This window comes from Marinomonas hwangdonensis (assembly GCF_003721245.1).
GTDB lineage: Bacteria > Pseudomonadota > Gammaproteobacteria > Pseudomonadales > Marinomonadaceae > Marinomonas > Marinomonas hwangdonensis.
In genome coordinates this window covers 285,335-298,696 of the sequence record NZ_RIZG01000003.1, presented here as the reverse complement: position 1 = coordinate 298,696, position 13,362 = coordinate 285,335, and the positions used below count along the sequence as shown (strand labels likewise).

At 46.5% G+C, this 13,362-nt stretch carries 10 protein-coding genes; 1 reads left to right on the top strand and 9 read right to left on the bottom strand.

Annotated elements, in window-relative coordinates:
• Positions 1-75 precede the first annotated feature (75 nt).
• Complete coding sequence (locus tag EBI00_RS06895; protein WP_241556973.1) at positions 76-1,134, top strand: hypothetical protein; 1,059 nt, start codon at positions 76-78, stop codon at positions 1,132-1,134.
• A 67-nt stretch (positions 1,135-1,201) separates the two neighbouring features.
• Here EBI00_RS06895 and EBI00_RS06890 read toward each other — a convergent pair whose 3' ends face one another.
• From EBI00_RS06890 to EBI00_RS06850, 9 genes are all read right to left on the bottom strand, one after another.
• Positions 1,202-2,161 carry an AraC family transcriptional regulator gene (locus tag EBI00_RS06890; RefSeq protein WP_158600739.1) on the bottom strand — a complete coding sequence of 320 codons (960 nt, stop codon included), beginning with the start codon at positions 2,159-2,161 and terminating at the stop codon, positions 1,202-1,204.
• A 259-nt stretch (positions 2,162-2,420) separates the two neighbouring features.
• Positions 2,421-3,488 carry a TRAP transporter substrate-binding protein gene (locus tag EBI00_RS06885; RefSeq protein WP_123095399.1) on the bottom strand — a complete coding sequence of 356 codons (1,068 nt, stop codon included), beginning with the start codon at positions 3,486-3,488 and terminating at the stop codon, positions 2,421-2,423.
• Positions 3,489-3,677: 189 nt separating this feature from the next.
• On the bottom strand, positions 3,678-4,730 hold the full coding sequence (locus EBI00_RS06880; protein WP_123095184.1) for a peptide ABC transporter ATP-binding protein: 1,053 nt from the start codon (positions 4,728-4,730) through the stop codon (positions 3,678-3,680).
• Positions 4,727-5,695, bottom strand: coding sequence for a dipeptide ABC transporter ATP-binding protein (dppD, locus tag EBI00_RS06875; protein WP_123095183.1), 969 nt, complete (start codon positions 5,693-5,695; stop codon positions 4,727-4,729). The genes EBI00_RS06880 and dppD overlap by 4 nt, the downstream gene beginning before the upstream one ends.
• An 11-nt stretch (positions 5,696-5,706) precedes the next feature.
• On the bottom strand, positions 5,707-6,621 hold the full coding sequence (gene dppC / locus EBI00_RS06870) for a dipeptide ABC transporter permease DppC (protein ID WP_123095182.1): 915 nt from the start codon (positions 6,619-6,621) through the stop codon (positions 5,707-5,709).
• 10 nt (positions 6,622-6,631) lie between these two features.
• Complete coding sequence (locus EBI00_RS06865; protein WP_123095181.1) at positions 6,632-7,642, bottom strand: ABC transporter permease subunit; 1,011 nt, start codon at positions 7,640-7,642, stop codon at positions 6,632-6,634.
• A gap of 120 nt (positions 7,643-7,762) precedes the next feature.
• Entirely contained in the window at positions 7,763-9,355 is a 1,593-nt protein-coding gene (locus tag EBI00_RS06860) for an ABC transporter substrate-binding protein (RefSeq protein ID WP_123095180.1), read from the bottom strand.
• 544 nt (positions 9,356-9,899) lie between these two features.
• The gene (locus EBI00_RS06855; protein ID WP_123095179.1) at positions 9,900-12,083 is read right to left on the bottom strand and encodes an ATP-binding protein; all 2,184 of its coding nucleotides are present in this window, start codon (positions 12,081-12,083) and stop codon (positions 9,900-9,902) included.
• A gap of 133 nt (positions 12,084-12,216) precedes the next feature.
• On the bottom strand, positions 12,217-13,092 hold the full coding sequence (locus EBI00_RS06850) for an NAD(P)-dependent oxidoreductase (protein ID WP_123095178.1): 876 nt from the start codon (positions 13,090-13,092) through the stop codon (positions 12,217-12,219).
• Positions 13,093-13,362: the final 270 nt, after the last annotated feature.

Sequence of the window (13,362 nt, the reverse complement as noted above, 5' to 3'; positions counted from 1 at the left end):
CTAGTGCCCCTTTGCGATATTGATCCCCTAATTATAAATATAACGATTCATCAACAGGGTGGTATCAAGATGCTAATGAAAAACAAAATTGCGCTAGCTGTTATGGTTGCGGGTATGTCATCGCAAGGCTTTGCACTGGATTTAGGGGAGTTTAATGGCACTCAATTCAGTATAGGCGGTTATGTTAAGGCTGAAGGCGTGTTTAATTCGCCTGATAAGAGTGACAGCACGTTTGAAGGCAGTGCCAGTCAATCGCGTTTAAACGTCACCACGAGTCGTAAAGAAGGTGACCACAGCCTAAAAGGCTTTATCGAAGGGGACTTTAGAGGGACATCGTCTGTATTTCGTTTGCGCCACGCAACATTATCCGTTGATAACCTTACAGTAGGCCAAACTTGGACGGGACAATTTTTTGCCAATGCGCCTTTTGATACCGAAATGATTAACTTCTACGGGACAGGCATAGGTACGGTTTCTGGAAATGGGGCGGTTGTTCGTCCAGACCTTGTTGTGCATTATGCAAAAGACGGATTGCGTTTGACCTTGCAAGACCCGCTCTATAACCGCGCCAGTCATCCTGATTTAGTGGCCGCATATACCCACCGCACGGCAGAAGGTCACGCCTTTAATATAGCCATGACAGGGCGTGATGTTGATATGACACCGTCAAGCACGACCGACAGTGACAGCAAATTTGGAGCCGCACTGTCTTTGGCGGCCAAGCTTAAATTAGGTGATACTAGCCTTTCGTTAAGCGGCTTCTCTGGTAAAGGCGCCGCGATATACGCGGGTTGGGGCTATAATGGCGCGGCAGGCACCGCGGGCGCTTCTGAACTAAACGGCAATGGCGAACTTTTAACCGTCAGTGGCTTTTCCGCGGGTGTCGGTCATAAGCTGAGCGATACGCTACGCGTCAATTTGCGCTACGGACAAGTCACGGCAGACGCATCAAGTCTTGCGGACGACACACTTAAAATTACCACAGCGAACGTAATTTACACGTATTTGCCAGGATTAGAGCTGGGTCTAGAGCTACGTGATCAGAATGCAGCGACGAACGGTGCACCTAGCGGCAACATAGCAACACGCCCAGCTGGACAGCAAGTGGAAGTCATGGCGATGTACAAGTTCTAAGAAAGAGTACTAACAAGAACAGACTGGGCTTCCCCCTTTTGCTCAGTCTGTTTTTTTTAATGTCTAATCAGTAGGAAAAGTCGCGTAACGTTTGCGAGGGCAGCTCGCCGATTTGTTCGCGATATTGCGCCGAAAATCGTCCTAAATTCGTAAAACCATATTTAAGAGCCACTTGCGTGACATTTTTAATACGCTCATTGTTTTTCAATTCCGCATGGGCGCTTTCCAGTTTCAAGCGGCGAACATAAGTGGACGGTGTTAGCCCTGTTTCACGCTCAAATAGATTATAGAGAGACTTTCGGCTAATTTGGCATAGATGGGCTAATTCTTCGATGGTGATATCGGTCGTAATATTGTCTAAAACATAATGACGAATACGCGTGATATGGCGATGCAAGGACTCGGCTGAAAGGGAGCCTGGAACAACCGTGTTATGAAATACATTAAGAATAGCGCCGCTTAGTAGCTTACAGTAATACACCAAGGCACGTTCACCCAGTGCGGATTTATCTTGCTGTAGCATGTCATTAAGCAAATTAAATAAGGGCCCAGCCATAGGGAAACGGCTGACTACTGGGGCAAAGTGAATCTGTTCAGTCGCGCAAAAATACCCAAATTCACGCACTGTTTGATGCAAAAACTCCGTCGGGATAGTCACAATCAGCTTTTTACAATCCGTCGAATCATACGATATCATCTGTTCTTTCGGCATGATCATCATAGAATCGCCTGCTCTGAGCATGCGTCCACTGTTATGGCACTGCTCAGTGCTGTGTCCGGTTAAAACTACGTGCAACTGATACCCAAGGTCGGCATTTGACATGCTCACATAGGACGCGATTCCGACCCCGTATTCCACAATAGAAAGCCCTCCGAACGCCTTAAATTTAAGCGTTGACTGCTTCTGTTGACGTGTTTTTTCCGTAAAATGATACTCACCAAATCCCTTATTGAATAAGATACTCGCAAGCGTTTGCGTAGAAGCATCGACGGCTTGAAGATCGTAGACAGAAAAATCAAATCTCATAACGACACACCAATACATTCATTATTTTTATAAGCCAGCTCGCTAACACATTAGCCGCTGGTACAGTGCCTTTTAAGTGTAATGCGTGGTGATATGACTTTGTCATCCATTTTTTAGATAAGTTCATCAATTATTGATATAGTAAACAGTTTTGTTTAAAACAATTTTGGCGAGTGGGTTGAGTAAGATGTGCCTTAAGCACTCCCCCAGCGACGATGGTCGTGAGGGAGTGTGGCATTAGTGCAGGAGAGGAAACAATTTATTCACGAGTATCTAAGTACGCTCTCAATGAGATGTCTGTCCATTGGCGAACTGCACTTAAATACTCGGCTTGTGAATCGAGTATCGTTTTGGCTAATGGGTCTTGCTGCGCTTGTTCTTGAAGTAGCTCTTGGTTGGCTTTTTTCATAGCGTCAAGCACCGCGGGTGGAAAATCGCGTACTTGAATCGTCGGAAACTCAGCTTTCATTTTCGCCCAACTTTGCGCGTTTTCATGAATGGCTTGATTGTACATATCAAATGCTGCCACTCTGAACGCTGTTTCTAAAATGACTTGCAAGTCTGCCGGTAAGTCATCCCACACTTTTTTGTTAACAAGAAACTGAGTCTCTGAACCTGGCTCATGCCACGCTGTGTAGTAATAAGGGGCTATTTTGTGGAACCCCATGCGTAGGTCAAAGGCTGGTCCAACCCATTCAAGCGCGTCAATGGTCCCACGCTCCAAAGACATAAACAATTCACTTGGCGGAATGTTAGTTGGGGTTGCGCCGACTTTAGCAAAAATCTCACCAGCAAATCCTGGGATGCGCATTTTCAGCCCTTGTAGGTCTTCAACAGAGCGTATTTCATTTTTAAACCATCCACCCATTTGGATATCGGAGTTACCGCCAGGGAATGACAGCAAGTTATGTGGCTCATACACTTGTTGCATCAATTCTAGGCCACCGCCTTGGTAGAACCAAGCGTATTGTTCGGTCGCCATCATGCCAAACGGCATTGAAGAAAAGTACAAGGTGTTGGGTACCTTACCTTTCCAATAGTAAGAGCTGGAATGGCCAAGATCGTATTGACCTGATTTCACAAGATCAAAGACCCCAAGAGGCGCCTTATGTTTGTTGGCGGAATCGATGCGAATTTGTAGACGACCGTTCGACATTTGTTCGGCTAATTTCGCCATGTTTTTAGGTGCATCCCCAAGAATAGGGGTATTAGCACCCCATGTTTCAGCCAGTTTTAACCGATAGACCTTGTCTTCGGCATGCAAGGCAACACTGGATAAAGCTAGGGACACGCCGACGAGATAACCGGCTATTTTTTTAGACGACATGGAGAGCATGAAAGGCATTCCTTATTCTGAATGTAAAAGTATGAATGACTATTTTTACCACTTTATTTATCGACATGACACTGTTAAACAAACTGGACAAGCCGCCTTTTAAAAAAAGATAAAAAAACGCCCTTGCGGGCGTTAATCAACTCAATATGCAGCTATCTTCTTTCTAAGAGAGATTGCCTGTTAGGCGGCCCCCTGTGAAATGATATCAATGCGCTTTTCTTCCACCGCATGGCAAGCAATGAGATGGTCTTTTTCCTGCGTTGTGTTTTCATCGAGTCTCAAAACGGGTGTCTCACTTTTGCAGCGTTCGTTGGCATAACTGCAACGTCCATGGAATGCACAGCCAGAAGGCGGATTGAGTGGTGAGGGTAATTCGCCCTGCAGTTTAATTCGCACACGACGTTTATCCGGAGAAAGCTGCGGTGTACTAGACAGCAAAGCCAAGGTGTAAGGGTGTTTCGGGTTCTCGAATAACTGTTCGCGAGTTCCTTGTTCTACCACTTTGCCTAGATACATCACCATCACGTCGTCAGCGATGTGTTCCACCACAGACAAATCGTGAGAGATGAACACATAGCTCAAGCCAAACTCTTGCTGCAAATCCATCATTAGGTTCAATACTTGTGCCTGAACGGACACGTCCAAGGCAGACACGGGTTCATCGGCCACGATGACATTTGGGTCAAGCATCAAACCACGAGCGATAGCAATACGCTGACGTTGGCCACCAGAAAACATGTGCGGATAACGTTCATAATGCTCTGCTTTCAAGCCTACTTTCGCCATGATCGCTAGGGATTTTTCTTTGCGTTCTGCTTTAGACAGCTTGGTGTTGATCACCAAAGGTTCTTCCAAAATAGCGCCGATCTTCTTGCGAGGATTCAGTGAACCATAAGGATTTTGGAAGATGATTTGGATTTTCTGGCGCAGCTTCGCCTGAGCGTCTGAACTCAAGGTTAGTAAGTCTTCACCTAGGTGAGCCAAACTGCCCCCTGTTGGTGTTTCAATCATGGTCAGCATTCGACCAAGCGTGGATTTACCACAACCGGATTCGCCGACGACTGCAAGGGTTTTGCCTTTTTCAAGGTTGAAACTAATACCATCAACGGCTTTCACTACGGCATCAGGCTTGAAAAAACCCTGTCTAACGTGATAATGCTGCTTGAGGTTTTCAGCCTTTAAAATTAATTTCTTATCTGATGCATTGTCGAATGAATTGTTGGATTGGTTCATGCGGTTGGTCTCCCTTCGCTGTCCAATGGCGTATGGCATTTGACTTGGCGATCAAGATCGCCTTGGTTCGCAGGTTCAACCTGACGACAATGATCTGTCGCATAAGGGCAGCGTGGGCTTAGCAAGCAGCCTAGAGGACGATCGTATTGGCCTGGAACCACACCTGGTAACGCTTCAAGACGTGCTTTGCCGGCAGCGGATTCTGGCAAAGAGGCCAGTAATGCCTGCGTGTATGGATGTTTTGGTGTACTGAAAACTTCTGACGCTGGGCCAGATTCCACGATTTGACCCGCGTACATAACGATAACGCGATGAGCGACTTCGGCGACTAAGGCTAAATCGTGCGTGATCAATACTAAGCCCATTTGCTTCTTGCGTTGTAACTCGATCAATAGATCAATGATCTGTGCTTGAATGGTCACGTCTAACGCGGTTGTCGGCTCGTCTGCGATCAATAAGCGTGGATCACAGGCAATGGACATGGCAATCATCACACGCTGGCTCATGCCGCCTGAAAGCTGATGAGGGTAATTATCCAAACGGGATTCTGGCGCTGGAATACCGACTTGTGTTAATAGCTCAATAGCGCGCGCTTTCAGTTCTTTCTTGCTGCCGCCTTGATGCGTCTTTAACGCTTCAATGATCTGGTAACCCACTGTGAAACAGGGGTTAAGGCTGGTCATCGGATCTTGGAAGATCATCGCAATGTCAGAGCCAGTCAGCTTACGACGTTGCTTTTCTGGCATAGCCTGTAAATCCTGACCGTCAAAGGTCAACTTATCTGCGCTCACTTTACCTGGGAAATCGATCAAGCCCATGATAGACAATGAACTCACACTCTTGCCTGAGCCAGATTCCCCAACGATGCCGAGAACTTCCCCTTCTTCGACCTTGTAACTAATGTTATCTACGGCGCGAAAATTGCCGAAGGTAACGCTTAAATTTTCCAACTGTAACAGTGACATAACAACCTCTCTTACTGTTTCAACTTGGGATCAAGGGCATCACGCAAGCCATCACCCATGAGGTTAAACGCCAGTACTGTGATCAAAATCATCAAACCGGGGAAAGTAACCACCCACCAAGCACGTTGCACGAACTGCAAGGCGTCAGCCAACATAGAACCCCATTCTGGGGTCGGTGGCTGTGCGCCAAGGCCAAGAAAGCCAAGGGCTGCCATATCTAGGATGGCACTGGAAAAGCCTAACGTTGCTTGCACGATTAACGGTGCCAAGCAGTTTGGCAAAATGCACACAAACATCAAACGCAATGGCCCCGCACCAATTACCTTAGATGAGGTGACATAATCCCGAGACATTTCCGCCATAGTCGCCGCACGGGTCAAGCGCACATAATGTGGCAGGGAAACAATGGAAATGGCCAACGCCGCATTCACAATGCTGGGCCCTAAAATCGCTACAATGGCAATCGCTAACAACAAACTTGGCATCGCCAACATGATATCGACGATACGCATAATTGCTGTGTCTATCATGCCTCTGAAATAGCCTGCTACAAGACCCAGTAAAATCCCCATGATCAAAGACGCAGTGACGGCGACGATACCCACGGCAATCGAAAGGCGCGAACCATAAATCAAACGAGATAAGATATCTCGGCCCACATCATCGGTTCCCAGTACAAAAGACCAGTTGCCGCCTTCTAACCAAGCGGGTGGCAACAACAGCGCATCGCGGTATTGGTCAGAGGGTGAATGAGGAGCTACCCAGTTGGCAAATACGGCCATAAAGCAAATGATGAAGATAACCACCAGACCAGCAACGGCACCTTTGTTGCTACTGAAGTAATGCCAGAACTCTTGCGCGGGTGTCATTGGCACGGGCGCGATCGATGGGGTATTTGTCGTGGACGTTGTTGTAGATGTTGTCATAAACGCCTCCTTATCGGCTGTGTCGAATTCGTGGGTTAACAATGCCGTAAGTGATATCTACCAAGAGATTCACGACAATGATGATACATGCGACGATCAAGATACCGCCTTGTACAACGGGATAATCACGGCGTCCAATAGATTCGATCAGCCATTTACCAATGCCCGGCCAAGCAAAGACGGTTTCGGTCAGGATTGCACCCGATAATAGAATCCCGACTTGCAGACCAATCACGGTAATGACGGGAATCAAAGCGTTACGTAGAGCGTGAATTACGATGACGCGCCAAGGGGCAATACCTTTCGCACGAGCGGTTCGAATATAATCTTCGCTTAATACTTCCAACATGGAGGAGCGTGTCATACGGGCAATCACCGCCATAGGAATGGTTCCCAGTACGATACTAGGTAAAATCAAATGAGAAACAGCAGAGGTAAAGGCGCCTTCCTCATCAGACAGTAACGAATCAATTAGCATAAAGCCGGTCACATCATCGATCCAATAGACCACATCGATCCGCCCAGAGACGGGAGTCCAACCCAAATTGACGGAAAATACCAACATCAATAATAGCGCCCACCAAAATATGGGCATCGAATAGCCAGTGAGGGAGAAGGTCATCACTGAGTGGTCAATCACGGTCCCCCGTTTAACCGCAGCGAAAATACCGGCTGGCAAACCGATTAAGATGGCAAAGATCGCCGCGCAGGTTGCCAGTTCAATGGTGGCCGGAAAGAGCGTTAAAAACTCTTTCATGACCGGTTCTTTGGTGATCAGAGAATTGCCTAAGTCACCCTGTAAGACACCGGTCACATAGCGAAAATATTGTACATACAAAGGTTGGTCAAATCCGAGCTGTGCACTCAACTCAGCATGGCGCTCGGCGCTCACACCGCGCTCGCCAGCCATGACCTCAATAGGATCACCGGGGATTAAGCGAATAAGGGTAAAAGTCAGCAAAGTAATTCCAAGAAAAGTCGGAATCACGAGGCTTAAACGACGAAGAATAAACTGGAACATAAAGGACTGGCTCTCTTGAGATGTTATTTGATCGAGCGAGGGCTCGGTCAGTAAAACACCTACTTACGGCCCAGCAAGTAGGTGTTTTGTTGTCCAAAGGACAGACTTCTTGTGATCAGCTTATTTGCTGACGTTGTAGAAGTAATGACCGCCTAAAGGATCAATCTTGTAGCCTTTGACTTCTTTACGAATTGGCTCGTAAACCACTGAGTGAGCAACCGTGATCCATGGTGCTTCGCGTTTGAAGACAGTTTGCGCTTCTTCATAGATCGAAGTACGCTCGGCTTTATCAGACGTCTGTTTGGCGTTTAACAATAAATTATTGAATTCTTCGTTACACCATTGCGCGCGGTTAGAACCACCAACGCCGTCACAGCCAAGCAACACGTATAGGAAGTTATCTGGGTCACCATTATCACCGGTCCAACCTAGCAATAAGGTCTCATGCTCGCCTTTTTTAGAACGGTTTAAATACTCGCCCCATTCGAAAGAAACGATTTCGGCTTTTACACCCACTTTAGACCAGTCTTCCTGAATAATCTCTGCCATACGACGCGCATTCGGATTGTACGGACGCTGAACTGGCATAGCCCAAATATTGGTAGAGAAACCGTCCGGATAGCCCGCTTCAGCCAAAAGCTTTTTCGCTTTTACTGGATCAAATGGGTAGTCTACGGTGTCCTTGTTATAAGACCACATAGTCGGTGGAATGGGATTTTTAGCCACTTTACCAGCGCCTTGGAACACAGCGTCGATTACGGCGTTTTTGTCAGTGGCCATATTCAATGCTTGGCGGACACGAACATCATTGAAAGGTTTTTTCTGTGTGTTAAACGCCAAGTAACCCACGTTCAAGCCTTCTTGGCTCATCAAGTTGATGTTTGGATCCGCCTCCATTTGTTTCAAATCCGCTGGATTTGGATAAGGCATGATGTCACATTCGCCCGCTTTCAGTTTGGCGTATCGAACGGACGCATCGGGCGTAATGGAGAAGACTAAACGATCGACTTTTGCTTTGCCCATCCAGTAATCTTCGAAAGCGGTGTAGCGAATCAAAGAATCTTTTTGGTATTGCACTTTTTGGAAAGGACCGGTTCCAACTGGATCAATGTCCAGCTTTTCTGGCGTGCCGGCTTTCATGAGTGCGTCGGCTTGCTCTTTAGAAAAGATCGATGCGAAATCCATAGCTAGGTTAGCAATGAAAGGGGCTTCTGGCTGATTAAGCACGAACTTGACGGTGTAGTTGTCAACTTTGACAATTTCTTTGATCAGTGTGTTCATGCCCATGCCGTTGTAATACTCATAAGAGCCGCTAGACACAGTGTGGTATGGGTGGTTCTTGTCACCTTGACGATTGAAAGTGAAGAGCACATCGTCTGCATTAAAATCGCGCGTTGGCTTGAAGTCTTTAGTGGAATGGAACTTTACGCCTTTGCGTAAATGGAATGTGTATTCCAGGCCATCAGCGGAGACTTCATAGCGTTCAGCCAAACCTGGCACTGTCTCTGTTGTGCCCAGTTTAAACTCGACCAAGCGATTGAACATGTTTTTTGACGTTGCATCGAAGGTGGTGCCTGATGTGTAAAATGCAGGGTTAAAGCCCTCTGGGCTTCCTTCTGAACAATATACCAAGGTCGTGGCGGCGTGAGCGGATGTTCCAATGGCGCCAGCGGCCATAAGTGCAAGCGATAGTTTAGCTAGCCCTGTTTTCATTATTAACTCTCCATTAACATAATTATTCTCGTGCTGAGCACGCGGGAAGTCGAATCAAGGTGTTCGTTACTTTTGTGATTATTGTTGGGTAGGTAAAGAGCGGCTTTACGGTCTTATCTTTACGATATTTAGAAACAAGCCCCACTCAAACTCCCAGTTCGAATGGGGCTGTTCTGCCTCATCCCTGAGCCCCCTTTCGCCATTGATGACAAGCTGGATTAATCCCAGCTCTCAAAAACAGCGTCTTTGAAGATTACTCAAGCCGGTCTAAATGACCAATCGAAATAATGATATGTCCTATGCGTGGAATGAATATCAACATCTTAAAAAGCCAAAATTAGGACTTTAAAGTGTTGAAAATAAAGGTCTTTATTCTTAAGGGATTGCGTAATAAAAGTGAAAATAAAGTGGCGAAGAGGCGGTAAAAAAGTTGAATATAAGAATGTGCAGTACGTTCGTTCAGGCTCTGTGTCGAGTCAAACAAGCCATTTTGGTATTGGGAATGCCGTTTTTAGCGCAAGGCCGTTTTTAGTGCAAGAAAGTGTCAGTGGCTTTCTGCTGGAGAGGTCGCATGATAAATCGGTAACTCCAGCCAGAAAGTGGCGCCTTGACCAAGTTCAGAGTTCACACCGACCTCGCCGCCAGACCGCAAAACAATTTCTCGACTGATGGCCAAGCCTAAGCCAGTGCCTGATTTTGCCTGAGAAGTGTGCTGCTCTAATTGCGAAAAGCGCTGAAACAGCCGATGCTGGTCAGAAGTGGCGATACCGGCTCCCTGATCTTGCACCGAAATTCTCACGCGATCGTCAATGACATCAGTACTGAGCCGCACTTCCGTGTTTGCAGGGGAAAATTTAATTGCATTGGATAAAAAATTAGATAACACCTGATGAATTCGGGCCGCATCCACCAATAATTGCACTTGTGGTGCGTTAACCAAGGTGATTTTAATGTTATCTTGGTTGGCATAAGGTTGGTTTTGCTCCACTGCTTCTTGCAATAGGTTTGGCAGAGACACCAAAGTCTCATTAAAGCGCATTTTACCGGCCATCAACTTGTTGATATCCAGTAAATCGTTAATCAAGATATTTAGGCGCTGGCTGTTTTTGTGCGCGATGCTTAATAGCCTTTCTGCTTTAGGGTTCAGTGCTCCACCGACTCCTCCTAGTAACAGACTCAGTGAGCCGGCAATAGAAGTTAAGGGGGTCCTAAGCTCATGGCTGACCGTTGACACAAAATCGTCTTTTAGTTTCTCTATGCGCTTAATTTCTCTGATGTCTTGAATGATGGTCCAAATATAGCTTTCGCCCTGACCATCGTTAAACAACACGCCATTCAGTTCTATATCAATTAACTCGCCATTTTTGTGCTTATAATGTTTAACGTAGGGTCCATATCGACTCGTTTCAGTCAGTGATTTAAGTTGCTGTTGTTCCGCCTCAGCATAATTTTTAGGCGTTAAATCTCTGTAACTTAACTGCTGTATTTCATCAATAGAGTAACCGGTAAGTTTTGTCATCGCGGGGTTAGCTTCCACGAAAGCGCCGTCGCTAAAACGGTTTAACAAAATAGGCAAAGGCGATAGCTGATACAGCGCTGACAGTTTTTGTTCTGACTGCTTCAATAACGTTTGCTGCTGCGACACCTCTCGTCTTGCTTGACGTTGTAAAAATGCGACTAGCAACACACCAAGGGTTAAGGTGACTAAACACAAAAGAGCCCATATTGACCAGGTTATTTTATTTGCGTGTTGCTGAGCGCTCAGCTGCTGGCTGATATCGTGCCAACTTACGCTAATTAATGGCCTGTTTTGTTGAGTGTTTTGGCCCCAAACAGGCCAAGGCAGCAGTGACACAGCAAAGGTTTGTTGGTTGAAGCTAAGGGTAATTTGTTGCGGCTCATTGATTTGCTCGGGTATCAACTTATTATCCAACCAAAATTGCAGCATGTCATCTTGGCTGGGGCTACTCCAAAAGTCAGTATGTAACCAATTCGCTTTTACGTCATTATGAAGTGCAGAGGTGACGTCCGGTTTTACTAATAGCGCAATATCTTCAGGGGGACTGTCTATCGATGAACGACGAAGGGCGATGTATTCTTGCCTAGTTGCAAACACGTTTTGCAGGTTAAAACCGAGTTCAATTACCGCCAAGGTTTCGTTCTGGCTATTGAGCACTGGTACCACCGCGCGTAAGCCTAGACCGTGTACGCCAAGCTCGGTGCCTGTTACTCGAACCGCATTGTTGATGCTGTGCATAATCAGCGGACGTATATTGATCAGGCTGTCACTATGGCGTTCAGGACGATGTGCTCGGAGTAAGGTAAACGCATCTGGTGCTAAATGAAGATGCAATTGGCTGGCGCCATAGGGCGTCATTTTTTGCCAGTAACCATTAAGTATTGGCAAAATTGCCTGACGTATAGGGGTAAGATCAGCCTCTGATCCTTGTTGCTGATAGCGCTCAGCAGCCTGCCGTAACCACTGCAGTAACTGCTGATCCACCGCGATCAGGTCAACGGCTATTTCAAGTTGTCGTTCGGCTTCTTGTTGTAATAGTTGCTGTTTAGCCTGCTGCATAAGCTGTATGTCATCAAGGCGTGATTGAAAATGACGGTCACGTTGTGCATCGTCATACCAAGCCGCTATTGAAAAAACAACCAAAACTAACGCGATGACAAAGGCATATAACTTAGACAATTTATTATCTTCCTGATGGACTTCAGCCAAGCAATGCCTCCCACAACTCGTTCTATTTTTTCAATGTGAATAAAGTACCAGAGTATAGGAAGGTTAAAGCCCATTGTCTTTCTTCCGTTGAAATAAATTTCTAACCATTCCAGCATATTGCGATTAACAAGCGCTAGCTTTTCGCTTTGTTGTCAAATGCTTTGATTAATACCGAAGTGTCTTGACGGCTTCGTCCTTCATTCATTAAATCTTGGTAGTCTTGATCAACCGCTTGGGTGAGGGGCAATGTTAAACCCATTTTTTCGGCTTGTGCTAAGCAAAGGCCTAGGTCTTTATGCATCCATTCAATGGCGAAGCCAAAATTAAACTCGTTTTTCGCCATGGTCGCGCCACGGTTTTCGAGTTGCCAAGAACCCGCGGCACCATGTTTTAACGTATCCACCAGTGTTGGTATGTCTAAACCGGCTTTTTGTGCAAAACGAATGCCCTCGGATAAGCCGGATAACACACCGCCAATGAGAATTTGATTGACCATTTTGGCTAGTTGTCCATTGCCGACAGGGCCCATGAGTGTGGTGGCTTTAGCGTAGCTGTTTAGTATGGGTTGCGCCTTGTTGAGATCGTTTACATCGCCGCCTATCATGACGGTGAGTACCCCGTTCACCGCGCCCGCTTGACCGCCTGACACCGGTGCATCCATAAAGACAAAGCCGCGTTCTTGGGCGGCTTGATGCAGCTCTTTTGCCACTTCGGCAGAGGCGGTAGTGTGGTCAATAAAAAGAGTACCCACTTTGGCTTGTTGGAATACGCCCTCCGGCCCCAAATAAACGGCACGTAAATCGTCATCATTGCCCACGCACGTTAACACAATGTCCGCTTCCTGAGCGGCAAGTGCTGGCGTGGCTGCGAACGTGCCTTGGTATTCTTCACACCAGTTTTGCGCTTTGTGTGTGGATCGATTGTAGACCACCACGCTGTGTCCAGCGTTGCTGACATGCCCCGCCATGGGGTAACCCATGGTGCCCAGTCCGATGAAGCTGACTTTCATTGTATTTTCCTCTTCTGTCTTTTACTCGTGTCAAATGATCATACTCAATCACGTATCAATTACGAGAGGCAAATAACCACCAAAAAGAGCATACAGAGCAAAAACACCTGATTTTAGAGACTTTTTGTGGGATTGAGTGCGGGTAAGACGGCGGTCTTGATGGGGTTAGTTGCTTGTGGATAAGTATGTGTAGCAAAATTCTATAGCATAGATTTGCCCGTAAAAAAAAGGCCATTTAGCACTACCCGTCTGTATTTTATACAAATTGTG